The sequence below is a fragment of the Nocardia sp. NPDC003726 genome, from assembly GCF_053586955.1.
Window position 1 is genome coordinate 227,174 of sequence record NZ_JBSFNF010000006.1, and the last position, 25,655, is coordinate 252,828.

Below are 25,655 nucleotides of genomic sequence, written 5' to 3' on the forward strand. Positions count from 1 at the left end.
CTATCGGGGCCCGGCGTGATCACGGCGACGCCGACTCCGGTGCGGCGCGGGATGCCGCGACCCGGGGCGATCAGGCCGTCGAGTCTTCTGCCGCCCGGGCTCCTGTCACCGGGCAGGCCGACCGGGATCGATCCGGCGCACCGGCTGCCAACACGTCCGCGCCGGAGCCTGCCGACGGGCCCGCTCCCGTGCCGAGCGGTGATCTGTTGCGCGAGGTGGAATCCGCGTGGGCGGACATTCGCGCCAAGGTGCGTGAGTTCGGCGCGGCCGTGCAGGCGATGCTCGCCGGTGCGTCGGTCGCCCGGGTGGAGGGCGAGGTGATCGTCTTCGCGCACCAGCACGCGCCGTTGGCCCAGCGCCTGTCCGATCCGCGCAATCTCGAGGCGGTCCGGTCGGCGGTGCGTGCCGTGCTCGGCCGCGACCACGAGGTGCGCTGGGAAGCGGGCGGCGCGCCGCAACGGCCGGCCCCGGCTCCCCGATCGGGCGCCGCCGCGAACCGGACCCGCGGGCAGGCGGCCAATCCGCCGGGACGTGAATCCGGCAACGCGGCAGGCCGCGGAACTGCCGCGCCCGCGCCTCGCTTCTCCCGCCCGAGCCAGGCGAAGAACGCCGACAAGGCGGGCGGCGCGGGGCGTTCCCGGCCCGGCGGCGCCGATCAGCGCCCGTATCCGGCGGACGACGACATCCCGCCGCCCGACTACCCCGACCTACCCGACGACCCGGGCCCCGCGGACTATCCGCGCTACGACGCCGCGCCGAGTGCGGACGTCGCGGCCGCCGACCTGGACTGGGACCGGGCCCGGGTCATTCCCGCCTCGACCCCGGAAGAGGAGCAGGAGATGATGGCCGCCGCGGCCGATCCGGTGGCTCCCGGCGACCGGCGCGACCCGGACGAGGTCGCCCTCGAATTGCTGAAGAGTGAGCTTGGTGCCACACGGCTGGATGGTTGACAACCACCGCTCTCACGACGTTAAGTTAACCGGAGTTCGCACTCCACGGTAGTATGGACGGGTAGCCGGGAGCTTCGGTACGCCGACGTTCTATGGTATGCCCAGGCGTACGGGCGACCTGGCCGTGCGTTCGTCCTTGCCTGCCTGGTTTTGTACAGCGTTAGGAACGGTCGGCCGCAAGGCCGGTCGGCGAGGTCAGCCGCAGCCATACCGCACCCGCGGTGTCGCCGCATAGGAGCGCTCGGACGGACGAACGTACCGGCCGACCGCACAGGAGCGCTCGGACGGACGAACGTCCGGCCGCCGCAATTGAGGAAGGAACACTCCATGACCACAGAGGCCTACATTTACGAGGCCATCCGCACTCCGCGCGGCCGTGGCAAGAAGAACGGCTCGCTGCACTCGGTCAAGCCGATCGACCTGACTGTTGGTCTGATCCAGGAACTGCGCGGCCGCTTCCCCAACCTCGACGAGGACCGGATCTCCGACCTGATCCTCGGCGTGGTGGCGCCGGTCGGCGACCAGGGCGCGGACATCGCCCGTACCGCGGTCACCGTGGCCGGCCTGCCCGACACCGTCGGCGGCTTCCAGCTCAACCGCTTCTGCGCCTCCGGCCTCGAGGCGGTCAACCTCGCCGCCCAGAAGGTGCGCTCCGGCTTCGACGACCTGGTCATCGCCGGTGGCGTCGAGTCGATGTCGCGCGTGCCGATGGGCTCCGACGGCGGCGCGTGGGCGCTGGACCCGGCCACCAACTACGACACCTACTTCGTCCCGCAGGGCGTCTCCGCGGACCTGATCGCCACCATCGAGGGCTTCAGCCGCGACGACGTCGACGCCTACGCGGTGCGCTCGCAGGAGCTGGCCGCCAAGGCCACCACCGGCGGCTACTTCGCCAAGTCGATCGTTCCGGTCAAGGACCAGAACGGCATCGTGGTGCTGGACAAGGACGAGCACATGCGCCCCGGCACCACCGCCGAGGATCTGGCCAAGCTGCAGCCCTCCTTCGCCGTGATCGGTGAGATGGGCGGCTTCGACGCGGTGGCGCTGCAGAAGTACCACTTCGTCGAGAAGATCAACCACGTGCACCACGGCGGCAACAGCTCCGGCATCGTCGACGGCGCCGCGCTCGTGCTGATCGGTTCGGAAGAGGCGGGCAAGGCCTCCGGCCTGACCCCGCGTGCGCGCGTCGTCGCGACCGCCACCAGCGGCGCGGACTCCACCATCATGCTGACCGGCCCGACCCCGGCCTCGAAGAAGGTGCTGGCCAAGGCGGGCCTGACCCTCGACGACATCGACCTGGTCGAGATCAACGAGGCGTTCGCCTCCGTGGTGCTGAAGTTCCAGAAGGACCTGAACATCCCGGACGAGAAGCTGAACGTCAACGGCGGCGCCATCGCGATGGGCCACCCGCTCGGCGCGACCGGCGCGATGATCACCGGCACCATGGTCGACGAGCTGGAGCGCCGCAACGGCCGCTACGCGCTGATCACCCTGTGCATCGGTGGCGGCATGGGCGTGGCCACCATCATCGAGCGGGTCTGAGCCCCAACCGACAGCTGAGAATTCACGCGGCGTGAGCGTCAGGCCCGGAGGCGGCAGCCTGCGTAACCACGTAGGGCCGCGAACGCCGCCAATTCACTTAGGAGACACAGAGCTGTGAGCGAAACCAACATGATCGGTTGGGAGCAGGATTCGGACGGCATCGTCGTGCTGACGATGGACGACCCGAACCAGGGCGCCAACACGATGAACGAGCTGTACAAGAAGTCGATGACGGCCACCGTCGACCGGCTGGAGGCGGAGAAGGACAACATCACCGGTGTCGTCCTGACCTCCGCGAAGAAGACCTTCTTCGCCGGCGGCGACCTGAAGAACATGATGAAGGTCGGCCCGGACGACGCCCAGGCGCTGATGGAGGAGCTCACCGAGATCAAGAGCGCCCTGCGTCGCCTGGAGCAGCTGGGCAAGCCGGTCGTCGCCGCGATCAACGGCGCGGCGCTCGGCGGTGGCCTGGAGATCGCGCTGGCCACCCATCACCGCATCGCGGCGGACGTGCCCGGTTCGCAGATCGGTCTGCCCGAGGCCACCCTCGGCCTGCTGCCCGCGGGCGGCGGCATCATCCGCACCGTGCGCATGCTCGGCCTGCAGAACGCCCTGATGCAGGTGCTGCTGCAGGGCCAGCGCAACAAGCCGGCCAAGGCCAAGGAGATCGGCCTGATCGACGAGCTGGTCGGCTCGATCGAGGAGCTGGTTCCCGCCGCCAAGGCGTGGATCAAGGCCAACCCCGAGGCCGGCGTGCAGCCCTGGGACAAGAAGGGCTTCAAGATCCCCGGCGGCACCCCGTCCTCCCCGGCCTTCGCGGCCAACCTGCCCGCGTTCCCCGCGAACCTGCGCAAGCAGATCAAGGGTGCGAACATGCCCGCGCCGCGCGCGATCATGTCCGCCGCGGTCGAGGGCTCGCAGGTCGACATCGACAACGCGTCGCTGATCGAGTCCCGCTACTTCGTGCACCTGCTCACCGGCCCGGTCGCGAAGAACATGATCCAGGCGTTCTTCTTCGACCTGCAGACGATCAACAACGGCGGCTCGCGTCCGAAGGACGTGCCGAAGAAGGAGATCAAGAAGGTCGGCGTGCTCGGCGCGGGCATGATGGGCGCGGGCATCGCGTACGTCTCCGCGAAGGCGGGCTACGAGGTCGTGCTGAAGGACGTCTCGATCGAGGCGGCCGAGCGCGGCAAGAACTACTCCGAGAAGATCGAGGCCAAGGCCCTCTCCCGGGGCAAGACCACCGAGGAGAAGTCCAAGGCGCTGTTGGACCGGATCAAGCCGACCGCGGACGCGGCCGACTTCGCCGGCGTCGACTTCGTCATCGAGGCCGTCTTCGAGAACACCGAACTCAAGCACAAGGTGTTCCAGGAGATCGAGGACATCGTCACCCCCGACGCGCTGCTCGGCTCGAACACCTCCACCCTGCCGATCACCGGTCTCGCGACCGGCGTGAAGCGCCAGGAGGACTTCATCGGCATCCACTTCTTCTCGCCGGTCGACAAGATGCCGCTGGTGGAGATCATCAAGGGTGAGAAGACCTCGGACGAGGCGCTGGCCAGGGTGTTCGACTACACCCTCGCCATCAAGAAGACCCCGATCGTCGTCAACGACAGCCGCGGCTTCTTCACCTCTCGCGTGATCGGCACCTTCGTCAACGAGGCGATCGCCATGCTCAAGGAGGGCATCGAGCCCGCCACCATCGAGCAGGCCGGTCTGCAGGCGGGCTACCCGGCCGCGCCGCTGCAGCTGTCGGACGAGCTGAACATGAAGCTCATGCAGAAGATCGCCAAGGAGACCGAGGAGGCCGCCCAGTCCGGCGACACCACCCTCGGCAGCAAGCGGCACCCGGCGCAGGACGTCATCGACTACATGGTGGCCGAGGGCCGTCCGGGCCGCCTGGAGAAGGCGGGCTTCTACGAGTACGACGAGAACGGCAAGCGCACCGGTCTGTGGCCCGGCCTGCGTGAGCACTTCAAGACCACGGCGGACTTCGGTGTCCCGCTGCAGGATCTGATCGACCGCATGCTGTTCGCGGAGGCGATCGAGACCCAGAAGTGCTTCGACGAGGGCGTGCTCACCTCCACCGCCGACGCCAACATCGGCTCGATCTTCGGCATCGGCTTCCCGGCCTGGACCGGTGGTGTGCACCAGTTCATCGTCGGTTACCCCGGTGGCCAGGAGGCCTTCGTGGAGCGCGCCGACTACCTCGCCAAGACCTACGGCGAGCGCTTCGAGGTTCCGGCCTCGCTGCGCAAGTAGTCGCGCGACGCAAACGCAGCGGCGAAGCCCGCCATCGCTTTTCGCGGTGGCGGGCTTCCGCTGTGTTCCCGCCCGTGAATCTTCGCGTCCGTTCGGCGCGATAAGTTGGCAGACGTGCCGAGACGTAGTCGCCATGCTCTGATCGCCAGTTGCGCCCTCGCGCTCGCCTCGGCCCCGGTGGCGGTTGCCGATCCGGGGGCGGCGCCATCGGTGCGCTTGCTGGGCGAGCAGGTCGTCGCATCGGGCGTGAATTTCGCAGGCACCGCCGTCGGCGGCCTCTCCGGCATCGATTACTCGCCGCGTACCGGCGAATTCGTGCTGATCAGCGACGACCGATCGAACAAGAACCCCGCGCGGTACTACACCGCGCGCTTCGAGGTGGGCGAGGGCGGAGTCGGGCCGGTGACGTTCACCGGCACCCGGCCGCTGCTCACCGCGGCGGGCGTGCCCTACGCGCCGATGTCGGTGGACCCCGAGGAGATCCGAGTGGACCCGTGGACCGGCGATTACTACTGGACGCAAGAGGGTGAGCGGGACGGCGCCGTGCTGCAGGACCCGTCGGTGCGGATCGCGCACCCGGACGGCTCCTACGCCGGTGAGCTCCCTATTCCGGAGAACGAGCGGATGCTCCCCGGCTCAGGGCCGCGCCAGAATCAGGCGCTGGAGGGCGCGACCTTCCTCGCGGGCGGCACACTGTTCGCCACCGCGACGGAAGAGTCGCTGCTGCCGGACGGTCCTGCGGCGACTACGACGAGCGGGTCTCTCACTCGGATCACCGTCCAGGCTCGATCCGGGCCGGTGCTGGCCCAGTACGCGTATCCGCTGGACCCGGTCTTCGCCGAGTCGCGGCCGGAGCCAGGTCGCGGATCGAACGGGATCGCCTCCATCCTCGCCGCCGATCCGCTCGACCCCGCGAAAGTGCTTGTGCTGGAACGATCCTTCTCGCCGGGGACGCCCAACAAGATCCGCCTCTACGAGGCCGACCTGAGCGCCGCGACCAACATCATCGATGCCCCGATCGGCGCGGCTCGCCCGGCGGCCAAGCGGTTGCTGGTGGATCTCGACGACGTCGGACTCCCCGCCGTCGACAATGTCGAGGGCATGACCTGGGGTCCGCGCCTGCCGTCCGGCGAGCGGACGTTGGTGCTGGTCAGCGACGACAATTTCGACAGCCGCCAGATCACCCAGGTCATCGCCCTCGCGGTGGCCTAATCCGTCGGCCGCAGCTGCTCGGCGGCGGCCTGATACGCGGCGGCCGCCCTGGTGAAGTAGTCGAACAGCACCTCGCGCTGTTCGGGTGTGTAGCCGCCGATGATCTCGCCGATGCGCTGCCGCGCGGGGGCGAGCACCTCGTCGAGATCGGCGGGCTTGCCGATCAATTCGACGATCACCTTGCGACGGTCGCCCGGGACGGGTGCGCGGCGGACATAGCCCGCGTCCTCCAAGCGGTCGATCAGCCGCGTGGTCGGGCCGGTGGTCAGTCCGCTGCGCGCACCGAGTTCGCCCGGCGTCATCGGGCCGGCCAGTTCGAGGATGTTGAGCGCGTAGAGATCGGTGGCGCCGAGATCGACCGCCCGCGCCCCCGCTTGTCCGTGCAGCATCACCGCGCTCAGATAGCGCCGGTAGACCTCGCTGGCGTCCGAGCGGACGCCGCGCGCCGCGGACTCCTGGCTGGGTTCAGATGTCGACACGGTTTCCTCCGCACCTAATGTCTTCTTTCGTAAAGAGAGTTCTGTAAAGAAGAAAGCTCTCCTAAGAAGTAACCTATCATGGGCGGCGTGCTTGGCCCCAGCTGCTCCGGATATCCGCACGGGTAGACCCGACGTGGCGATGGTCACACTCGAGACGACACTCGCAAAGGTGCGCCGGAGCGTCCTTTTCGCGCTGGTCAACGAGTTCCGATCGGAACGATCGGCGGCGCGGAACACGCGGACGCGGAACACACCCGACCTGTTCGGAAACGTCACCCGCGTGATACCGGGCCGCGCTACGTTGGAGTATGCGCAGGCATATCGGACCCGGCGTCCGGAAGCCGGCGCGGAATTGGTCGCCGATGTCGCCGATTCGATGTGAGTGTTCGAGGTGATCACATGAATCCACAGACGCGTTCGGGCCGGGTGCGCCCGGAATCTTCTGCGGCCGAGGCGAAGACGCAGCGGCAGACGCCCGTCGACATCGCCGACGAACTCGAGGCGATGGGCCTGTCCGGTGCGGTGGAGATCGGGCGCGGCGGATTCGGGGTGGTCTACCGCTGCGTCCAGACCGCGCTGGACCGTGTGGTCGCGGTGAAGGTGCTGCCATCGGAGATCGACCAGGAGAGCCGGGAGCGGTTCCTGCGCGAGGAACAGGCCATGGGCAGGCTGTCGGGCCACCCGAACATCGTGGACATACTCCAGGTGGACGTGACGCCGACCGGCATGCCGCTCATCGTCATGCCGTACTGCACCCATGGGTCGCTGGAGAAGCTGATCCGCGAGCAAGGCCCCTTGACGTGGGCGGATTCGCTACGTGCCGGGGTCAAGCTGGCGGGCGCCATCGAGAGCGCCCACCGCGCCCGGATTCTGCACCGTGACGTGAAACCGGCCAATGTGCTGCTCAGCGGCTACGGCGAACCGCAGCTGACGGATTTCGGCATCGCCCGCATCCCGGGCGGCTTCCGGACGTCGAGCAGCATGATCACCGGTTCGCCCGCGTTCACCGCGCCGGAGGTCCTCAAAGGCGACGAGCCGACCGTCCGCTCCGACGTCTACGGCCTCGGTTCGACGCTGTTCGCCTTGCTCACCGGGCACGCGGCCTTCGAGCGGCAGGCGGGTGAACGGGTGGTCGCGCAGTTCCTGCGGATCACCACCCAGCCGGTGCCCGATCTGCGGGAACAGGACATTCCACCGGATGTCGCCACCGTCATCGAACAGGCCATGGCGCCGAATCCGCGGGATCGTCCGGCCAGCGCCTACGAGTTCGGCGAAATGCTGCGCACCGTGCAGCGCGGACACGATCAGTTGCCGGACGAGATGGCCCTGCTGGAGACCACGCCGGAGCCGGAGCCGGCCACCCCGGCCGCCGTCGGCGATCCGACCATGGCGTGGACGGGCTCGCGTCCAGCGGTCACCGCGCGGCGCAGTTGGCCGCTGACGCTGCGGCCCGCCGTCTCCCAGCATCCGACGGCCGTGCCGACGGCGCCGCCGACGGCCGTGACCAAGTTCCGGCCGCCGACGCCGACGCGCGAGCCGATAGCGCGCCCGCGGCTGCTGGACATCCTGCGGGCGGGCGGGCGGCGCAGGCTGGCGGTGATCCACGCGCCCGCGGGCTTCGGCAAGAGCACGCTGGCCGCACAGTGGCGCGCCGAGCTCACCGAAGGCGATGTCGCGGTCGCGTGGATCGGTATCGACCGCGACGACGACAACGAGATCTGGCTGCTGGCCCATCTGATCCAGGCGATCCGGCGGGTGCATCCCGAGGTCGGCGCCGGTCTGGAACAGGTGCTGGAGGAGCGGCCCGCCGACGCCGCCGCCTTCGTGATCCCCACCCTCATCGACGAGATCCACGCGGCGGGCAAGACGGTGGTGGTGATCGTCGAGGACTGGCAGCGGATCACCGACGCGGGGGCGCATCGCGCGATGGAGGCCCTGCTGGACAACGGCTGCCACCACCTGCGTTTCGTGGTGACCAGCCGCGAGCAGTCCGGCCTGCCGACCAGCCGCATGCGGGTGCACGACGAACTGGTCGAGATCGGCTCGGCCGCGCTGCGCCTCACCGAAGCCGAAACCCGTCAGATTCTCGTGGATCGCAACGGGTTCGACCTGACGCCCGAGCAGGTCACCGAGATCCACACCGCCACCGACGGCTGGCCTGCGGCCATCCAGCTGGTCGGCCTGTCCTTGCGCGGCAACGCCGACCCGGCCCAGTTGATCGCCACCCTCTCCGAGGGCAACCACGGCATCCGCGAATACCTGGCGGAGAACGTTCTGGACACCCTGGAACCGAAAATGCTCGAGTTCCTGATGTCGATCGCGGTGACCGAACGGGTGTGCGGCTCGCTCGCCGCCGCTCTGTCCGGGGAGCCGGACGCCGAACAGCTGCTCGAGCAGGCCGAGCAGCGCGAGCTGTTCCTGCGGCGCATCGAGCACGACCCCGAGTGGTTCCGGATGCAGCCGCTGTTCGCCGAGCATCTGCGGACCCGGCTCGAGCGCGTCCACCCCGGAAAGCTGAAGTCGCTGCACCGCAAGGCCTCGCGCTGGTACGCCGAACACCAGTTGCTGCGCAAGTCGGTCGACCACGCGCTGGCGGCGACCGACCTGAAGATGGCGCTGGACCTGCTCGAGGGCGGCGGGATGGATCTGATCGACGGTTCCCGCCTAGCCACCCTGCTCGGCAGCGTGTCGAAATTGCCGATGCAGCAGGTGGCCTCGCGCTCGAAGTTGCTGATGGCGGTGGCGAGGGCGAACGTCAACCTCCAGCAGTCCGGCGCGGCGCGCAACGCGCTGGGCAGGCTGTCGAACATCCTGGCCCGCGGCGCCACCGGCGATGCCGACGTGCGCGTGCAGCGTTGCCAGGCGGCCGTGCTCGCCGCCGCCGATCAGATCGCGCGCGACCATACCGAGGGCGTGCTGGACCGGGTCGCCGACTGTCTGCGGGAGCCGGACGATCTACCCGCGTGGACGGTCTCGACGGCGGCGAACCTCACCTCCTTCGTTCGCCTGTGCGGATTCGACTTCGAGGGCGCGCGCGAGATCCAGGAATGGGCCGAGGAGTATCACGAACGCTCGAAGGATTCGCTCGGCCTGGTGTTCGGCCGCTGCGGCCAAGGCGCGGCCGCCTACGAACAACTAGACGTCGCCACCGCGACCCGCTGTTTCCAGCAGGCGTGGGATTCCGCGCGAGAGCGCTCTGGCCCGCGCTCGCACGCGATGCGCGTGGCCGCCGCGTTGCTCGGTGAGATGAGCTACCGCGCAGGCGATCTGGACACCGCCGACCTGCGGCTCGACGAGAGCCACCAGCTGGTCACCCGCGTCGGACCGGTGGATTTCCTGATCTCCACCTTCGTCGTCGGCGCCCGGGTCAAGGCGGTTCGCGGGGACCTGTTCACCGCCGCCACCCGGCTGGACGAGGGCGCGCGCATCGCCGCCGACAACCGCCTGCCCCGGCTGTCCGCGCACATCAGGGCCGAACGGCTGCGCCTGGGGCTGCCGCTGGAGGCCGCGGACCGCCGGTACACCGATCTCAGCGAGTCGACGCCGTTGCAGGCGGCGCACCGGCTGACCGGCGCCGCCCTGCTCACCGCGGAGGCCGAGGAACTCGCCGTCATCCGCGCGCTGCTCGCCGACCACCGGCTCGGCTCCGACGATCGCGCCGTGCGCCGCGCTCGCGCGCTCTACGACCACACGCGCCAGAAGCACCGCCCCCGAGCGCAATTGGACGCCGCGCTGCTGCTCGCGGAATGCCTGGCCGCCGCGGGCTGGGTGGGCGAGGCCACCAACCTGCTGCTGCCCGCCGTCGCGACCTGCGCCGACCTCGGCTGGACGAGGCCGCTGCTGGACGCGGGCCCCGGCGTGGTCGGCATCCTGCGCGTGCTGCGCACCGACCTGCCCGCCTCGGCGCAGGTCGGTGACATCGAACTGCCCGCCTCGTTCCTGGACGAACTGTTGAACGAGGCGGGCAGCAAGATCTACTGAACGAACCGGATCACGGCTGCCACCACGGGCGCAGCGGCACGGTCCAGTCGCCGTCGGACGGCACCTTGACGCCGAGCACCTGGTGCAGTTGCACCACGTTGCGCTGGAAGCCGAGCCGGCAGCCGGCCATGTACAGTCCCCACACCTTCGCGGTGCCCTCGCCGACCTCCGCGACGCAGGCGTCCCAGTTGGCGACCAGGTTCTTGCACCATTCGTGCAGGGTCAGGGCGTAGTGCTCGCGCAGGTTCTCCTCGTGCAGCACCTCGAGCCCGATGTTTTGGATCTCGGAGATGATCCGGCCGGAGCCGATCAGCTCGCCGTCGGGGAACACGTAGCGGTCGATGAAATCACCCGCCTTGGTGGTGCGGGTGTTGTCCGGGCGGGTGATGCAGTGGTTCAGGAACAGGCCGCCGTCGCGCAGCTTGTTCTTGATGTACTCGAAGTAGTACGGGTAGTTGTGCACCCCGATGTGCTCGGTGAGCCCGATCGAGGACACCGCGTCGAACTCGCCCTCCGGCACGTCGCGGTAGTCGGAGTGCCGCACCTCGGCCAGATCGGCCAGGCCCTCCTCGGCGATCTTCTTCTGCGCCCAGTCCGCCTGCTCGGCCGAGAGCGTCGCGCCGATCACCTTGACGCCGCGCTTGGCGGCGTAGCGCACCATGCCGCCCCAGCCGCAGCCGATGTCGAGCAGCCGGTCGCCCTCCTTCAACCGCAGCTTCTCGAAGACCAGGCGGTACTTGTTCTCCTGTGCCTGCTCGAGCGTCCAGCTCTCGTCGCCGTAGGCCGCGCAGGTGTAGGTCATCGACGGGCCGAGTACGTACTCGTAGAAGGCGTTCGACACGTCGTAGTGGTGGTGGATGGCTTCGGCGTCGCGCGTCTTGGAGTGGCGCAGCCCCTCGAAAGCGATCCGCCGCCAGCGCGGCAGCGTCTCCTGCGGCGGCGGGGCGACCGGCTTGAGCCGCTCCCAGCCCAGCGAGCGCGCGATGGTCACCAGGGCCAGCGCGGACGGACGGCGGAACTTCAACCCGTCCATCGCCTTCAGGAGCTCGTACGGATCACCCGGGTGCACGCCGCTGGCGGTCATGTCGCCCGAGATGTAGGCGCGGGCCATGCCGAGGTCACCGGGGGCCGTGGCCAGATAGTTGATGCCGCGCGGGGTCCGGATGTCCAGGGCGAACCGCGAGTCCTCGGGGCCGGTCGCGCTGCCGTCGTAGGCCGTCAACCAGATCGGGACTTCGCCCTCGACGAGGGTCTCGAAGATCTCGGCAATGCTGAGTTTGGTCCCGAGATCGGCAAAGACATCGGAACGGTCCTTGAATGTCGTCATTTGCGTTGCACCGCCTTCGAATACAAATCCAGCAGGCGCTGGTCCGGGTCGTAGCGTTTCTTCAGTTCGGTGTAGGTGTTTCCGCCGTAGAGCGCCGCGAACTCATCCTTGTCGTAATAGGAATCCGAGTACAGCGACTTGTGACCGTCGAATTCGGTCACCTTCTGCTCGATGGCGCGATTGGCCGCGCCCTCCTGCTGCCCGGGGACGGTGGGCACGGCCGACCAGAATCCGACGTTGACGTAGGTGCGGCCCGGCTCCAAGGGATACAGCGGCCAAGTGCGTCCGCCGGGGCGTTCGGCGCCGCCGGTCTCGCGCAAACGCAGCGGGCACAGCCAGATCGGCTCGATCGGGATCTCGCGCAGGAACCACTCCATGAAGTCGGCGGTGCGTTCCACCGGCACTTCGATGTCCTGCACGACCCGCTCCCGTGGGGGATTGCCCTTGCGGGCCTCCAGCTTGTCGCCGATGTCGTACTTGTGGTCCAGGGCCACCAGCTTCCAGTAGAAGCTGCTGCGCCGGTAGCGCTTCGGCCAGAACCGGCGGATCTTCGGATTCTGCGTGCCGAAGGCGCGCGAGCACCAGAACCAGTCGGTGTCCCAGCGCCACAGGTAGTCGTGGAGGGTCAGGCGGTCGCGCTTGGGCGTGTCGCCGTCGTGCTGGATGGACCGGTAGTAGATGTCCATTCCGGTGTAGTCGCTGACCGGGCCGGGTTCGTCGGTCCTGCGGCCCAGCGTCAGATAGCTCTCCTCGGCGGAGAACACGACGCCGTCGAGATAGTCGACGGGCTCGCCCGCGTGCACCCGGTCGGTGACGATCGTCGCGAGGGTGGCCTCCAGTTCGCGCAGGTCCCGGAAGCGCAGATGCCGCAGCGCGACGTACGGCTGGACTTCTTCCAGCTCGATCTTGAGCCGGACCGTGTAGCCCAGCGTGCCGTAGGAATTCGGGAAGCCGCGGAACAGATCGGCGTGTTCGTTGTCCGGCGTGGCGGTGAGGATCTCGCCCGCGCCGGTCAGCACGTCCATCTCCAGCACCGACTCGTGCGGCAGGCCGCTGCGGAAGGAGGTGGACTCGATGCCGAGTCCGGTGACCGCGCCGCCCAGCGTGATGGTTTTGAGCTGGGGGACCACCAGCGGCGCGAGCCCGTACGGGAGGGTGGCGGCGACCAGCTCCTCGTAGGTGGTCATGCCGGCCACGTCGGCGGTTCTCGCGGCGGGGTCCACCGCGATCACCCTGGTCAGCCCCGAGACGTCGAGGCCGGGCGCGGTGTTCTTGGCCCTGGCGCGGAATAGGTTCGAGGTCTTCTTGGCCAAACGGACGTTGGCGTGCTCGGGTATGGCGCGGTAACTCGCCAGGAGGCGGTCCACGCCCGCTCGATGCGCGGCAAATCCTGATTCGCGTGCGGCCGGTGGGTGTCCGGCCTTCCCCAACAGACTCACTGCCACCCCTCGACGCTAGTACGGACCATTCGGCGGGGCCACCGCTCGGCCACGGTCGTGGAGAAATGTCACGCATATGTTGCGAAGGGGAATACCGAATTGTCCGGAGAAGTTCGCCACACGCTGCGCCCTCGCCGCTTCGCTCCGGCGCGGGCAGGGCAGGATGGAGATCCGTCGAGACACCGCATCCGGACAAGGAGCTCATTGTGGGACAGGTCAGCGCCAGTAGTTCGATCGACGTGGCGGCGGACCCGCAGCGTGCGCTGGAGGCCATCGCCGACTACGACACGGTGCGTCCGCGCATCCTCTCCTCGCACTACCGCGACTACAAGGTGGTCGAGGGCGGCAAGGGCGCGGGCACCGTCGCGGAGTGGACGTTGCAGGCCACCGAGAAGCGCTCGCGCAACGTGCACGCGGTGGTCACGGTGTCCGATTCCATTGTCACCGAGCGTGACTCGAACTCCACCTTGGTGAACACCTGGACCGTCACCCCGGAGGGCACGGGCGCGCGGGTCACGCTGCGCACCACCTGGAAGGGCGCTGGCGGCATCGCGGGCATCTTCGAGGGCATCTTCGCGCCGCTCGGGCTGAAGAAGATCCAGGCCGAAGTGCTCGCCAACCTGCAGCGCGAACTGGCCTGATCGGACGGACGCGACGACGGTCCGTTCGGGCCGTCGTCGCGGGTCTGCACGCGGTCTACTCGGCCGCGACGTCGAAGAGGTTTCCCTCGGGATCGGCCAGCGTCGTCCACTTCATGCCCCACTCGTCGAAGTCGGCGACGTGCTTCGCGCCCAGATCGATCGCGCGTTCGACCTCGTCCCGGCCGGAAGCGAGCAGGTCGAGGTGGATGACGTTCTTGCCAGGGTTCTTGTCGGGCACCCGGATGAACATCAGCGGGGTCGCGGCGCCCGTGGTACGGCCGACGGTGGCGAACTCCGGGGTGGGGCCGGGATCGACGGGCGTGTCCAGCAATCGTGACCAGAATTCGGCGAGTGCGCCCGCATTCGCGCAATCGATGGTGACGTGGGCGATCGAGATCGTCATGGATATCTCCTTTTCACGGCTGGGCCACGGGCCAGCACACTTCGGTCCGGTAGGCGGCGGGATCGTCGGACACGTCCGGTCCGAGCAGGTACATCTCGCGGATCGGCTCCGGCAGCGCCACATCGTGTTCGGCGACATGACTGCCGAGCGCGCCGTAGGTGCGGTCGAAATCGACGAACGGGCCCTCGTGCACGGCGACGGCGAAACGGCGCGCGGGTAACTCGATCGCCGAAAGCCGCGGGGGCAGGGCCACCTCCGCGTCGGCGACCGGCACGAACGCGACGACCTCGCCCTCGTCCTGTTCGAAGAAATCGGTGCCGTAGGTGGCGCCGCCGACGCCCGCTGGCGCGATGTTCGCGGCGGCCAGCGCCTCGTACAACGCCTGGAACGTCGAAGCGCACCACTCGCCGATGTGCTCGCGCGCCACCGTCGCGCCGATCGCCGCCGCCGGGAACGCCGCGACCGCGCGATACTCCACGGTGATCGGAGCGGACGGCGTCAGCAGCGCGCGCAGCGAGGCCACGACCGCGCGGGTACGGGCCAGCTCGGCCTCCATACGCTCCAGATGCGCGCGCAGCGTGGCGTCACGCGCGTTCTCGTCCGGCGCGGCCAGCACGGCGCGGATCTCCGGAACCGGCATGTCCAGCTCACGCAGCCGCCGGATCAACTGAGCCTGGGTCACCTGCGCCGTCGCGTACCGGCGATAGCCCGAACTCGCGTCGATATCGGCCGGAGCGAGCAGGCCGATCTCGTGGTAGTAGCGCAACGTCTTCACGCTGAGATTGCTCAGCCTGGAGAATTCCCCGATGGGGACGGTCGCCGTCATGGCATCAGCCAACACCCTCCAGTGGCGGGAGGGTCAAACGACACCCGTTGTTCAGGCGAGCGCGAAGGTCAGCAGCAGGGTGGTCTGGAACGCGCCGCGCCACCACGAGTAGCCGAACCACACACCGGGAGTGACCTCCCGGATCTCGTCGTAGACCGGCGGCGTCGGGGACGGTGCGTAGTTCAGTGCCCAAGCGGGCTGCCCGTCGGTCAGGGCGGGCGCGGAGTAGACGTCGGCGCGCCAGCCCTCGATGCCCGCGCCGGTGATCCGGTTCATCAGGTAGCCGCCGTCCGGGCCGGTGTAGAAGGTCTTGCCGATCCACAGCGGTGGCGCGACGGCCTGCATGACCGGCGGACGAGTGACCCAGCCCGATTTCACGCCGACCGGAACGGCGCCGAGAGGCGCGGCGCGGAAGATGGCGTCCTGCTGCTCCGGGGAGCACCGGAAGCGCAGCGAATCGAGCGTCGCCGCCTTGTCGTCGGGGTAGAGGACGCAGCCGCCCCCGTAGTCGGCGACCGCCGGGGCGGTCGCGGGCTCGACGGCCTCTTGCGTGTCGATCACCTCGGTCGCATCGGTGATATCCGGGTCCGCGGACGCCGCGGCGCCGAGAAAGATGCCGGGAACACCGAGCGTGAGCACCAGGGTGCTCAGGAAACGTGCACGAACTGCGATCATCTTTGGCTCCAGGTTTGCCCACCGCGCTCCGACTAGGTGTCGATGGTAGGGCGCGATCGGTCGGTTCCAATCGGAACTACCCAACCTGTTATCCACCATGCGCCGCGCACCCGGGACCGTCGGGCCGCGCCGTTGCCGCGCCGCGGCAGGACTAGGCTGGCCGATGACACCTTCTCCAGAGAGGACTCTCCCGTGCAGCCAGGTGGCCAGTTCGATATGCAACAGTTGCTCGCCCAGGCGCAGCAGATGCAGCAGGCGGTGATGGAGGCGCAGGCCGAGATCGCGGCGACCGAGGTGGACGGCGCGGCAGGCGGCGGCTTGGTGCAGGTCAGGCTCAAGGCGAGCGGTGAGGTGGTGTCGCTGACCATCGACCCGAAGGCCGTGGATCCCGACGACGTCGAGACGTTGCAGGACCTGGTCATCGGCGCGGTCAACGACGCGATGGCCAACGCGCAGCGCATCGCCGCCGAACGGCTCGGACCGCTGTCCGGTGGCTTCGGCGGCGGTTCGCTGCCCGGTTTCTGAGCCGAGGTAGCAGTTGTACGAGGGTCCGGTCCAGGATCTGATCGACGAATTGGGCAAGCTGCCCGGCGTCGGTCCGAAGAGCGCGCAGCGCATCGCCTTTCACCTGCTGCACGTGGAGCCGCCGGAGATCGACCGGCTGCAGGCCGCGCTGCAGAAGGTGCGCGACGGTGTGCAGTTCTGCGTGAGCTGCGGGACGGTCTCCGACGGCGAGCTGTGCCGCATCTGCGCCGACCCGCGCCGGGACCGGACCATGATCTGCGTGGTCGAGGAGCCCAAGGACGTGCAGGCGATCGAGCGCACCAGGGAATTCCGCGGTCGATACCACGTGCTCGGTGGCGCACTCGATCCGCTCAGCGGCATCGGTCCCGACCAACTGCGGATCCGGGAACTGCTGGCGCGCATCGGTAATCAGGAGGACGGCGTCGACGTCAGCGAGGTGATCATCGCGACGGATCCGAACACCGAAGGCGAGGCCACCGCCACCTATCTGGTCCGCATGCTGCGCGACTTCCCCGGTCTGAGCGTGACCAGGCTGGCTTCGGGCCTGCCGATGGGCGGCGACCTCGAGTTCGCCGACGAGCTGACCCTCGGGCGCGCGCTGTCCGGCCGACGCGCGCTGTAGCTCCCGAAAGCGCCTCCCGGCACGGGCATTGCGCCGCGCCGGGCGTGCGTTACCGTGTCGGGGATGAGCATCGAATTCGTGCTGACGACGCTCGTCATCGTCGCCACCCCCGGCACCGGTGTGCTGTTCACGTTGGCGGCGGGGCTGTCTCGCGGTGCGCGGGCCGCGGTGATCGCGGCCTTCGGTTGCACGCTCGGCATCGTCCCGCACTTGATCGCGGCCATCACGGGTCTGGCCGCGCTGCTCGACGCCAGCGCGGTCGCGTTCCAGACGCTGAAGTACCTGGGCGTCGCTTACCTGGTGTACATGGCTTGGACCACGTTCCGGGACAAGGGCGCGCTCGCCGTGCCGGAGCAGACCGGGCACACCGCGCCCACGGTGCGGAAAGTGATCGCCTCGGCGGTGCTGCTGAACCTGCTCAACCCCAAACTGACCATCTTCTTCTTCGCGTTCCTGCCGCAGTTCGTACCCACCGGCACGCCGGACGCGCTGGCCCGCATGCTCGAATTGAGCGGAATCTTCATGCTCGCCACCTTGGTGGTGTTCGCGGTGTACGGCGCGTGCGCCGCCGCCGTCCGCGATCAGGTCGTTTCCCGCCCAGCCGTGGTCACCTGGACGCGCAGGGTCTTCGGCGCCTCGTTCCTCGCGCTCGCGGGCCGGTTGGCCGTTCAGAACCAGTGACCGGGTTCAGAGATCGACGCGCGCCCAGGGCAGGCCGGTGAAGCGGGAGCGGTCGTCGTTGGCCCAGCCCCAGATGAGCGCGGCCACGGTGGCGGGATCGGAGACGGTGGTGCCGAAATGCTTGTCGGGGGAGCCGTCCCGGTATTCCACGGTGTAAGCGCCCGAGTTCTCCCGGTAGGTCTGTATGTAGAACTGCTCGCCGCGTTCGACGACGAGATACGGGTTGGGCGGGCTCAGCTCCGGGATCCACTGCTGGACCAGCGCTTCGGTCAGGTACGGGAACTCGCCCGCGCCGCCGTGGGTGACGATGGCCCTGACATGCCCGGCGGGATCGATCAGCCAGGCCAGCTGCGGGTCGTAGACGGCGTAGTTCAACGGTGTGGCGAGTTCGAACAGCAAGTGCCGGACGAAGCCGATCGCGTCGTAGGGGCAGGCCACGTGCAGTGCCGCGCCGGTGGCCGCGCCGCCGACCGGCGCGGTGCTGAGGAAGTTGTCCTCCTCGGGCAGTTCCGCGTTGCGTCTGTTCAGTTCGGCGGCGATCCGCGCGACCGCCTCCGACTCGGGGACGCCCTGCTGAGTGCTCAGGTAGGCGTCGACCTCCGCGATCGACGACGCGACTCCGGACGGCAGCAACACGTGGTCATAGCTCACCGGGCCAGAGTACGGAACCGTTCAGGCGCGGCGCCGGGCCGTCTCGTCCTCGCCGCACCGGCACCCGCCGGCGAGGTCGCGGCAATCGAGGACGAAGGCGTGCCTGGCGTGGTCGAGTTCGAGGCAGTGCTCGTCGGTGCATTCGGCGATCCGGCTCACGTGCACGATCAGGGTGCCGTGGCAGTGGTCGAACGCGGATTCGCAAGAAGAGCAGTTGGATTTACGCATATGACCTCCTGACGAGATCGTTGTCGTCGTTCGGTGATACCACCGGCGCGGGCCGCGCGGTGGGACCCGCGCCCGTGTGTCGCACAGTCGGGTATCGGGCAAACATCGTGCAACCGGATGTGGACGCACCGCCGATGTGCCAGGTGCGCTAGCCGTGACATGCGAAAATGGCTGCACAGCCCACACTTGCGGTGCCCCGGGCGCGATCGGTACTGACCGCCTGGACAGCATTCGGCGACCGTTGGGCACGGACGGCGGCGAAAGTGAGGTCGGCGCGGTGACGTTGCGCGATGAGCGGCGGGTGACCGCGACCACCGTGCGCGAACAGGTCGCGCGCTATCGCGGTGAGGCCGCCGCCACCGCCGCCTACGACGAGTGCGGCGCGCCCGTCGCGGGCTATTACGACGAACTGGTCGACGTGGACGGCAAGGTGCGCCGGGTGTGGTCGCAATTGTCCGCGGACTTCGCCGAACTCGGCGAGGACGGTCTCGGCAGGCTGGACAGCCGGGTGCGCAGGCTGATCGATGACGACGGCATCAGCTACCTCGAGGCCGGCGCGTCGGCCGAAGCCGCGACCCCGGCGCCGTGGCGCCTCGATCCGATTCCCTTGCCGGTCGCCGCGGACGACTGGAGCCGGCTGGAAGCCGGGCTGGAACAACGTTCCCGCGTGCTCGACGAGGTGCTCACCGACATCTACGGGCCGCGCAGGACGCTCGCCTCGGGGTTGATCGCGCCGGAGATCGTGTTCGGCCACCGCGGCTACGTGCGGGCCGCGCACGGCATCACCGTGCCGGGGCGCCACCAGTTGTTCCTGCACGCCTGCGATCTCAGCCGCTGGAGCGACGGCCGCTTCCGCGTGCTCGCGGACTGGGCGCAGGCGCCTTCCGGCGCCGGATACGCGCTGGCCGACCGCAGGGTGGTGGCGACGGCGATCCCGGAGGCGTTCGAGCACGCGAATCCCCGTCCGCTGACGCCCTTCGCCAGGGCGATGCGGTTGATGCTGATCGAATCCGCGCAGACCGACGACGACGAGCCGGTGGTCGTCGTGCTCAGCCCCGGCGTGCATTCCGAGACCGCGTTCGATCAGGCCTATCTCGCCTCCACCCTCGGCTTTCCGCTGGTGGAGAGCGCGGACCTGGTGGTGCGCGACGGCGCGCTGTGGATGCGCTCGCTCGGCACGCTGAAGCGGGTGGACGTGGTGCTGCGCCGGATCGAGGCCGAATTGTCCGATCCGCTGGACCTACGGCCGGATTCGCGACTGGGCGTGGTCGGCCTGGTCGAGGTGCTGCGCCGGGGCGCGGTGACCGTGGTGAACACGCTCGGCAGCGGACTGCTGGAGAATCCCGCGCTGACCGGATTCCTGCCCGCCCTGGCGCGCGCGTTGCTCGGTGAGGACCTGCTGCTGGACAGCGCGCCCTCGTACTGGGGCGGGCGGGAGCGGGAGCGGGAGCATCTGATCGCGAATCTGGACAAGCTGGTTCTCCGTTCGGCGGTCCACGGCGCCGCGCTGTTCGGTCCCGAGCTGAGCCGGGAGCAGCGCGACGAGCTGAAGGCGCGCATCGGTGCGCACGGATGGCAGTGGGTGGGCCAGGAACCGGCACAGTTCTCCGTCGCGCCCGCCGTCCGCGAGCAGGCCGGCCTCGCCGCGGCTCCGGTCGGCATGCGCTTGTTCTCGCTCGCCCATCGGCGCGGCTACACCGTGCTGTCCGGCGGTCTCGGCCAGGTGCGGCAGCGCACGACCGACCGTGTCGCGCGCAAAGTCGCCGCCAAGGACATCTGGGTGCGCGCCGCGCCGACGGCCGCCGCCGCGATCAGCACCGAGCCGCCGCGCGAGCCGCGGCGCACCGCTCCGGTCGTCGCGGCGATCAGCTCTCCGCGCGTGCTCAACGACCTGTTCTGGATCGGCCGCTACGGCGAGCGCGCGGAGGACACCGCCCGGCTTCTCATCGCCACCCACGAGCGCTACCAGGAGTTCCGGTACCGGCCGTGGCTGGAAGGCGCGGGCGCGTTGCCGATCCTCCTGGCCGCGCTCGGCCGGACCACCGCCACCCCTGCGCCGACCGACGGACTTTTCGGCGCCGAGGTGAGAGCCCCAGCGCCGCAGCAGAGTTCGGCCGATCGCGGCATGCTCGCTCCGTCGGGGGCAGGCCTCGATGGAGGTGTCACGCAGTACGGGGACGAGCGCTCGCCCGCCTGGTCTTCCGATGCCCTACCGGCGCTGCCCGGTACGGGCGAGCGCGCGGAGGGCACCCCGGCGTCGCGGTCTCCCGGTCGCCGGTCGGCCGAGGATGTTCCCGCCACCGAGCCTGCTCGGCGTGCGGTCGATTCCGGTATCGAACGCCGCTCCGCCGTGACCAGGGACGAAGCCGTGGCCGGTGTGCCACAACCCGTTACGGCCGGTATGGAGGCCGTCGCCGAACGACCGGACGACGAGACGACCGGTGCGGCGCAGGACACCGCCCCGCGGGCACACCGAGTGCCGGGCGCGTCCCGCGCGGGCCACGACTACCTCGTCGCGCTGACGATCGACCGGGAGCTGCCCGGATCACTGGCCTTCGCCATCGATCGGTACGGCAACGCCGCGCGTGCCGTGCGCGACCAGCTGTCGGTGGACACCTGGATGATCCTCGGCGCGGTCGAACGCGCGCTGGCCTGCTACCTGGCCGCGGTGGACGATCAGGAGGCGGAGCTGTCGGACGTGCATTCGCGGACCCTGGCCGGGCTGCTCGCGCTGTCCGGGATCGACGGCGAGTCGCTGATCCGCGACACCGGGTGGCACGTCAGGGACATCGGCAAACGGATCGAGCGTGGCCTCGCCCTGACCGCCGTGCTGTCGGCCGCGCTGACCCAGCGCTACCCGGAGGAGATCGAGCGCGAGGTCACCGAATGGGTGTTGCGCGCCACCGAGTCGTCGGTGAGTTACCGTCGGCGCCACCAGGATTCCGTGCGGATCTCGAACGTCGCCGAGCTGCTGCTGTTCGACACCGCCAATCCGCGCTCGCTGGCCTATCAACTGGGTCGCCTGCACGCCGATTTCCAGGCGCTGCCCGGTGCGTCCGGCTCGTCGCGTCCACAGCGGCTGCTGGCGGACGCGCGCCGCATGCTGCGCCGCCTCGACCCCGACGACCTCGAGGTCACCGACGCGGACGACCGGCGCACCGAACTGGCGGAGCTGCTGGAGGGTGTGCACTCGCGCCTGCGCAAGGTATCGGAATCCTTCGAGACCACGACGCTGTCGCTGCCGGTGGACATCCAGCCGCTGTGGGGCAGCGCGCAGGTCGTCGGATGACCGGCCGGCGCTACCGGGTGGAGCATCGCACCAAGTACTCGTACTCCGGCGAGGTCATCAACTCCTACGGGCGCGCGTACTTGACGCCGCGCGATCTGCCCGGCCAGCGCTTGCTCGCCCATGAGATCCGGATCGACCCCGCTCCATCGGACCGGTCGGTCGGGGCGGACGTGTACGGCAACATCACGTCCTATTTCCACGTCACCACGGAGCATCGCGCTTTGACGGTCGTCGGTGAATCACTCGTCGATGTGGACGTTCCCTTCCGCGATGACGCGGGCCCGGCGGCGGAACCGTGGGAACGCGCGCGCCCGACGGGGGCGAACGGGCCGTTCGCCGTGGAGTTCGCCCTCGATCTGCACCCTGAGGAGATCACTTCCGAGCTCGTCGCGTACGCGGCCGAATCCTTGTGGCCGGGCAGGCCGCTGCTGGACGCGGTGACCGAGCTGAACACGCGGATCTACACCGACTTCGCCTACCGTTCCGGCGCCACGACGGTGTCCACCCGGGTGGCCGACGTGTTCGCGGCCCGCGCAGGCGTCTGTCAGGACTTCGCGCGCCTCGCGGTCGCCTGCCTGCGGTCGCACGGCCTCGCCGCCAGGTACGTGTCCGGCTACCTGGCCACCGATCCGCCGCCGGGCAAGGAGCGGATGGTCGGCGCCGACGCCACGCATGCCTGGGCGGCGGTGTGGACGCCCGGCGCGGGACCCGACCGCTCGGGCCGGTGGATCGACCTCGACCCCACCAACGACCAGCTCGGCGACGAGCGGTACATCACCGTGGCTTGGGGCCGCGACTACGCCGACGTCCCTCCTTTGCGCGGCATCATCTACACCGACGCCAAGGACAGCGCGATCACCGTCTCCGTCGACGTCACCTCGGTGGACGCCTGAGCACTACGACCTGCTATCCACCGGTGGCGCGCTTCGCCGGGCTCAGAAGCCACCAGCCCCGGCGGATCGGGTTCGAACTCACCGTCGACCAGGGCGATGAAGCCATCGGTGACCTCGAGGTCCGGTTCCTTCCCACCTCTCCTATCGCGTCATCGGCACACGAAGGTAGTCCGGCTCATGGTGCTAGGACGGCCGGAGAATCCACCGTGCACAAGACGCGACCGGCGCTTACCCAGCCTCGTGCCGCCGCCTGCCCTGCGAGGAGCGCCGGTTGCGGCTCAGGTGACCCCGTCGACATGTGATGCGCCGGTTCAGGCGCGCAGGCGTTCCCGGCGGAGCTGGTCGACCTCGGGCAAATCGAGGGGGGCCAGTTCGGTGACGCCGAGGGCGCGCATCAGCAGCAAGTCGGCGAGTTCGGGGTTGCGGGCCAGCGCAGGGCCGTGCATGTAGGTGCCGATCACCGAGCCCTGCACGACGCCTTCCAGCCCGTCGCCGACGCCGTTGCCGACGCCGCGGGTGACGCGGGCGAGGCCGTGCGCGTCGCCGCCGAGTTTGGTTCCGCCCCGGTGGTTTTCGAAGCCGGTGAGCGCGGCGGTGAGCCCGTCGAGCAGCGGTGTGGTTGTCACCTCGCCGATGGCGCGTTTGTGCTGTGGCGAGGTGGTGACGTCGAGCAGGCCGACGCCGTCGACCCGCTCGCCCGCCGAGGTCTCGTACCACTGGCCGAGCACCTGGATGGCCGCGCAGATCGCCAGCACCGGAGCGCCCCTCCCGGCGGCGCGCTGCAAACCGGGGTAGCGCTGTAGGTGCCGGGTGGCCAGGCGCTGTGCGGAGTCCTCCGCGCCGCCCAGGGTGTAGACGTCCAGGGAATCCGGCACCGGCTCCGACAGATTGATCTCGACGATCTCGGCGTCGTAGCCGCGCATGCGCAGCCGCTGGCGCAGCACGAGGGCGTTGCCGCCGTCGCCGTAGGTGCCCATCACGTCGGGCAGCACCAAGCCGATGCGGAAGGTCGATTCACTCATGATGCCCGCTCCTCGAGGTCACGGTTGAGATCACGGAACGCGGTGTAGTTGGCCAGCACTTCCACGTGGCCCGCTGGACACGACGCGATGGCGCGCACCGGATCGGGCACCAGGGTGTGCTCGACGCCCGCGTAGGTCAGCCGCACCGCCAGGTCGGTGGCGCGTTCGCCCGCCGCCACCACCTGCACCCCTTCGAAGTGCTCGAAGCGCACGTCCCACAGCCAGGACAGGTCCTCGCCGTCGGGCACCTGGCCGTTCACCGCGATCACCAAGCCCGCCGAGGTCGGCTCGATCATCGACAGCGCCTCCTGCCAGCCGGCCGGGTTCTTGGCCAGCAGCAGCCGCGCGTCGTGCTCGCCGACCTGCACGGTGCGGTAGCGGCCCGCGATCTCGCGCACCGTGCCCGCGGCCGCGACGGCCTGCTCCGGGTCGGCGCCGAGCGCGACAGCGGCGGCCACCGCCTGTGCGGCGTTGCCGCGGTTGGCCCGGCCCGGCAGCGCCAGGCGCAGCGGGAAACGCTTGCCCTCCGGTCCGACCAGATCGTCCCCGTCGAGCCACCAATCGGGCTCGGGACGCTGGAAATCCGCTCCGGTGCTGCGCCAGTGCGCGCCCTCCCAGACGATCGGCTCGCCGCTGCGCGGGCAGCTGGTCGCGTCCATCGCCCAGCCGCTGCCCGCGGCGACCCACACCACGTTGGGATGGTCGTAGGCGATGGAGGTGACCAGCACGTCGTCGCAGTTGGCGACCACCACGGTGGCCGGGTGCTCGGCCAGGCCCGCGCGCAGCTTGCGCTCGATCATGTTGATCTCGCCGACCCGGTCGAGCTGGTCGCGGCTGAGGTTCAGCAGCACCACCGCCGAGGGGTTCAGCGAATCGGTGACGTGCGGCAGATGCAGTTCGTCCACCTCGATCGCGGCCAGCGGCGCGCGCCGGTGCGCGTTCAGCGCGGCGACGATGCCCGCGTCCATGTTCGCGCCGTCGGCCTGGGTCGCGACCGCGCCGAGGGTGCTGAGCGCGGCGGTGGTCATCCGCGTGGTGGTCGACTTGCCGTTCGTGCCGGTCACCAGCACGGTGCGCCGTCGCTGCCCGAGCTGATCCATGACGGTCGGATCGATCTTCAACGCGATCAGGCCGCCGATCATCGAGCCCTTGCCGCGACCCGCCTTCTGCGAGGCCCAGGACGCCGCGGCCGCCGCCGCCAGCGCGAGCCGTCCGCGCACCGATAGTTCTGCCACGCCGCGAGTCTATGTTCGACGCGCGATCCGGGCGCGCCGCGGTCGGGTGGCGTGGGCCACGCGGCTCACGCCTGGTAGAGCTTGGCCGCGTAGTTCTCCGGCGCGTAGTAGCGCTCCAGTTCCTCCACCGTCTCGGTCACGTTCGTCTGCACCTCTTTGACCAGGCGCGCAGCGCTCGGCAAGGTGTCCTGCGGCCACTGATCCGGCTCCCAGAGGTGGCTGCGCATGAACGCCTTGGCGCAGTGGAAGAAGATCTGGTCGATCTCCACCTCGACGGCGAGGATCGGGCGGTGGCCGCGCACCACCATGTCGTCGAAGTACGGCGCGTCGCGCACCAGCCGCGCGCGGCCGTTGATCCGCAGCGTCTCGCGGCGGCCAGGGATCACGAACAGCAGGCCGACGTGCGGGTTGGACAGGATATTCAGGTAGCCGTCGGCGCGCCGGTTACCGGGGCGCTCCGGGATGGCGATGGTGGTGTCGTCGAGCACCCGCACGAAGCCCGCCGGATCGCCTTTCGGCGAGGCGTCGCAGTTCCCGTTCGCGTCGCAGGTGCTCATCACCAGGAACGGGGACAGCGCGATCCACTCGCGGTCCCTGGCGTGCAGGACGGGACGCTCCTTGGTCGCGACGCGCGGCGCCACCTCGCCGAGCAGTGCCCGCAGATCCGCCGGGTCGGTGATGTCGTTGGCGGTGCTCTCGCGCATAGTTCGATTCAAGCACCACGGCCTGGGGAATGACGATCGAATTGGGTTCGGGCGAGAGGAGATCG

21 protein-coding genes and 1 pseudogene are annotated in these 25,655 nt (G+C 69.4%); 11 read left to right on the top strand and 11 right to left on the bottom strand.

Translation table 11 applies throughout. The annotated features are described in order from the left end of the window. The 4 genes and pseudogenes from ACWDMM_RS11060 to ACWDMM_RS11075 all read left to right on the top strand — a co-directional run. Positions 1-950 (top strand): annotated as a pseudogene (locus tag ACWDMM_RS11060) (hypothetical protein); the annotation flags it as partial. Between the two features lie 327 nt (positions 951-1,277). After that, positions 1,278-2,492 (top strand): acetyl-CoA C-acetyltransferase, encoded by a 1,215-nt coding sequence (locus ACWDMM_RS11065; protein WP_195079794.1) that lies wholly within the window; start codon positions 1,278-1,280, stop codon positions 2,490-2,492. Between the two features lie 114 nt (positions 2,493-2,606). Continuing rightward, the gene (locus ACWDMM_RS11070) at positions 2,607-4,757 is read left to right on the top strand and encodes a 3-hydroxyacyl-CoA dehydrogenase NAD-binding domain-containing protein (protein ID WP_323124471.1); all 2,151 of its coding nucleotides are present in this window, start codon (positions 2,607-2,609) and stop codon (positions 4,755-4,757) included. Positions 4,758-4,871: 114 nt separating this feature from the next. Continuing rightward, complete coding sequence (locus ACWDMM_RS11075; RefSeq protein WP_357108609.1) at positions 4,872-5,969, top strand: esterase-like activity of phytase family protein; 1,098 nt, start codon at positions 4,872-4,874, stop codon at positions 5,967-5,969. On the opposite strand, the gene ACWDMM_RS11080 is transcribed toward ACWDMM_RS11075, so the two are convergent. Then, the gene (locus ACWDMM_RS11080; RefSeq protein WP_323124472.1) at positions 5,966-6,448 is read right to left on the bottom strand and encodes a MarR family winged helix-turn-helix transcriptional regulator; all 483 of its coding nucleotides are present in this window, start codon (positions 6,446-6,448) and stop codon (positions 5,966-5,968) included. The genes ACWDMM_RS11075 and ACWDMM_RS11080 overlap by 4 nt on opposite strands. A 399-nt stretch (positions 6,449-6,847) precedes the next feature. On the opposite strand from ACWDMM_RS11080, the gene ACWDMM_RS11085 reads away from it, so the two are divergent. Then, the gene (locus ACWDMM_RS11085; protein WP_449937115.1) at positions 6,848-10,429 is read left to right on the top strand and encodes a protein kinase domain-containing protein; all 3,582 of its coding nucleotides are present in this window, start codon (positions 6,848-6,850) and stop codon (positions 10,427-10,429) included. Positions 10,430-10,439: 10 nt separating this feature from the next. Here the strand turns inward: ACWDMM_RS11085 and ACWDMM_RS11090 are convergent, their stop codons facing one another. Continuing rightward, positions 10,440-11,756: a class I SAM-dependent methyltransferase gene (locus tag ACWDMM_RS11090; RefSeq protein WP_449937117.1), complete on the bottom strand. Its 1,317-nt coding sequence runs from the start codon at positions 11,754-11,756 to the stop codon at positions 10,440-10,442. Beyond that, positions 11,753-13,195 carry an FAD-binding oxidoreductase gene (locus tag ACWDMM_RS11095; RefSeq protein WP_195079906.1) on the bottom strand — a complete coding sequence of 481 codons (1,443 nt, stop codon included), beginning with the start codon at positions 13,193-13,195 and terminating at the stop codon, positions 11,753-11,755. The genes ACWDMM_RS11090 and ACWDMM_RS11095 overlap by 4 nt, the downstream gene beginning before the upstream one ends. A 206-nt stretch (positions 13,196-13,401) precedes the next feature. Here ACWDMM_RS11095 and ACWDMM_RS11100 point away from each other — a divergent pair, with 206 nt between their 5' ends. Next, complete coding sequence (locus ACWDMM_RS11100; protein ID WP_195079798.1) at positions 13,402-13,836, top strand: SRPBCC family protein; 435 nt, start codon at positions 13,402-13,404, stop codon at positions 13,834-13,836. 55 nt (positions 13,837-13,891) lie between these two features. Here the strand turns inward: ACWDMM_RS11100 and ACWDMM_RS11105 are convergent, their stop codons facing one another. From ACWDMM_RS11105 to ACWDMM_RS11115, 3 genes are read right to left on the bottom strand one after another with little or no spacing between them, the layout of a single operon-like run. Next, positions 13,892-14,239: a VOC family protein gene (locus ACWDMM_RS11105; RefSeq protein ID WP_195079799.1), complete on the bottom strand. Its 348-nt coding sequence runs from the start codon at positions 14,237-14,239 to the stop codon at positions 13,892-13,894. Positions 14,240-14,252: 13 nt separating this feature from the next. Continuing rightward, entirely contained in the window at positions 14,253-15,065 is an 813-nt protein-coding gene (locus ACWDMM_RS11110) for a MerR family transcriptional regulator (protein ID WP_195079800.1), read from the bottom strand. Between the two features lie 51 nt (positions 15,066-15,116). After that, positions 15,117-15,740 (bottom strand): hypothetical protein, encoded by a 624-nt coding sequence (locus tag ACWDMM_RS11115; protein WP_195079801.1) that lies wholly within the window; start codon positions 15,738-15,740, stop codon positions 15,117-15,119. 192 nt (positions 15,741-15,932) lie between these two features. Here ACWDMM_RS11115 and ACWDMM_RS11120 point away from each other — a divergent pair, with 192 nt between their 5' ends. The 3 genes from ACWDMM_RS11120 to ACWDMM_RS11130 all read left to right on the top strand — a co-directional run bounded on the left by ACWDMM_RS11120 (position 15,933) and on the right by ACWDMM_RS11130 (position 17,568). Continuing rightward, positions 15,933-16,265 (top strand): YbaB/EbfC family nucleoid-associated protein, encoded by a 333-nt coding sequence (locus tag ACWDMM_RS11120; RefSeq protein ID WP_195079802.1) that lies wholly within the window; start codon positions 15,933-15,935, stop codon positions 16,263-16,265. 13 nt (positions 16,266-16,278) lie between these two features. Beyond that, a complete protein-coding gene (gene recR, locus ACWDMM_RS11125) occupies positions 16,279-16,887 on the top strand; it encodes a recombination mediator RecR (RefSeq protein WP_195079803.1) in 609 nt (202 codons plus the stop codon). 63 nt (positions 16,888-16,950) lie between these two features. Then, entirely contained in the window at positions 16,951-17,568 is a 618-nt protein-coding gene (locus tag ACWDMM_RS11130) for a LysE family translocator (RefSeq protein WP_195079804.1), read from the top strand. Positions 17,569-17,574: 6 nt separating this feature from the next. Here ACWDMM_RS11130 and ACWDMM_RS11135 read toward each other — a convergent pair whose 3' ends face one another. Together ACWDMM_RS11135 and ACWDMM_RS11140 are read right to left on the bottom strand one after the other, a co-directional pair. After that, entirely contained in the window at positions 17,575-18,219 is a 645-nt protein-coding gene (locus ACWDMM_RS11135; RefSeq protein WP_195079805.1) for a hypothetical protein, read from the bottom strand. A 21-nt stretch (positions 18,220-18,240) separates the two neighbouring features. Beyond that, positions 18,241-18,447 carry a hypothetical protein gene (locus ACWDMM_RS11140; RefSeq protein WP_195079806.1) on the bottom strand — a complete coding sequence of 69 codons (207 nt, stop codon included), beginning with the start codon at positions 18,445-18,447 and terminating at the stop codon, positions 18,241-18,243. A gap of 277 nt (positions 18,448-18,724) precedes the next feature. Between ACWDMM_RS11140 and ACWDMM_RS11145 the strand changes: the two genes are divergently transcribed. Together ACWDMM_RS11145 and ACWDMM_RS11150 are read left to right on the top strand one after the other, a co-directional pair. Beyond that, a complete protein-coding gene (locus tag ACWDMM_RS11145) occupies positions 18,725-21,736 on the top strand; it encodes a circularly permuted type 2 ATP-grasp protein (protein WP_449937122.1) in 3,012 nt (1,003 codons plus the stop codon). Beyond that, the gene (locus tag ACWDMM_RS11150; protein WP_357108595.1) at positions 21,733-22,629 is read left to right on the top strand and encodes a transglutaminase family protein; all 897 of its coding nucleotides are present in this window, start codon (positions 21,733-21,735) and stop codon (positions 22,627-22,629) included. Before ACWDMM_RS11145 ends, ACWDMM_RS11150 begins: the two co-directional genes overlap by 4 nt. Positions 22,630-22,940: 311 nt before the next feature. Here ACWDMM_RS11150 and ACWDMM_RS11155 read toward each other — a convergent pair whose 3' ends face one another. The 3 genes from ACWDMM_RS11155 to ACWDMM_RS11165 all read right to left on the bottom strand — a co-directional run bounded on the left by ACWDMM_RS11155 (position 22,941) and on the right by ACWDMM_RS11165 (position 25,590). Next, positions 22,941-23,651 (bottom strand): type 1 glutamine amidotransferase, encoded by a 711-nt coding sequence (locus ACWDMM_RS11155; protein ID WP_039794476.1) that lies wholly within the window; start codon positions 23,649-23,651, stop codon positions 22,941-22,943. Further along, positions 23,648-24,886: a Mur ligase family protein gene (locus ACWDMM_RS11160; RefSeq protein WP_357108592.1), complete on the bottom strand. Its 1,239-nt coding sequence runs from the start codon at positions 24,884-24,886 to the stop codon at positions 23,648-23,650. The genes ACWDMM_RS11155 and ACWDMM_RS11160 overlap by 4 nt, the downstream gene beginning before the upstream one ends. Positions 24,887-24,951: 65 nt before the next feature. Next, complete coding sequence (locus ACWDMM_RS11165) at positions 24,952-25,590, bottom strand: pyridoxamine 5'-phosphate oxidase family protein (RefSeq protein WP_357108589.1); 639 nt, start codon at positions 25,588-25,590, stop codon at positions 24,952-24,954. Between the last annotated feature and the right edge of the window lie 65 nt (positions 25,591-25,655).

What these genes read in the sequence shown, in the direction of transcription:
- ACWDMM_RS11090 (WP_449937117.1), bottom strand. Translation starts at nt 11,756, where the DNA reads ATGACGACATTCAAGGACCGTTCCGATGTCTTTGCCGATCTCGGGACC.
- ACWDMM_RS11085 (WP_449937115.1), top strand. Translation starts at nt 6,848, where the DNA reads ATGAATCCACAGACGCGTTCGGGCCGGGTGCGCCCGGAATCTTCTGCG.
- ACWDMM_RS11155 (WP_039794476.1), bottom strand. Translation starts at nt 23,651, where the DNA reads ATGAGTGAATCGACCTTCCGCATCGGCTTGGTGCTGCCCGACGTGATG.
- ACWDMM_RS11150 (WP_357108595.1), top strand. Translation starts at nt 21,733, where the DNA reads ATGACCGGCCGGCGCTACCGGGTGGAGCATCGCACCAAGTACTCGTAC.
- ACWDMM_RS11140 (WP_195079806.1), bottom strand. Translation starts at nt 18,447, where the DNA reads ATGCGTAAATCCAACTGCTCTTCTTGCGAATCCGCGTTCGACCACTGC.
- ACWDMM_RS11065 (WP_195079794.1), top strand. Translation starts at nt 1,278, where the DNA reads ATGACCACAGAGGCCTACATTTACGAGGCCATCCGCACTCCGCGCGGC.
- ACWDMM_RS11110 (WP_195079800.1), bottom strand. Translation starts at nt 15,065, where the DNA reads ATGACGGCGACCGTCCCCATCGGGGAATTCTCCAGGCTGAGCAATCTC.
- ACWDMM_RS11130 (WP_195079804.1), top strand. Translation starts at nt 16,951, where the DNA reads ATGAGCATCGAATTCGTGCTGACGACGCTCGTCATCGTCGCCACCCCC.
- ACWDMM_RS11165 (WP_357108589.1), bottom strand. Translation starts at nt 25,590, where the DNA reads ATGCGCGAGAGCACCGCCAACGACATCACCGACCCGGCGGATCTGCGG.
- ACWDMM_RS11105 (WP_195079799.1), bottom strand. Translation starts at nt 14,239, where the DNA reads ATGACGATCTCGATCGCCCACGTCACCATCGATTGCGCGAATGCGGGC.
- ACWDMM_RS11115 (WP_195079801.1), bottom strand. Translation starts at nt 15,740, where the DNA reads ATGATCGCAGTTCGTGCACGTTTCCTGAGCACCCTGGTGCTCACGCTC.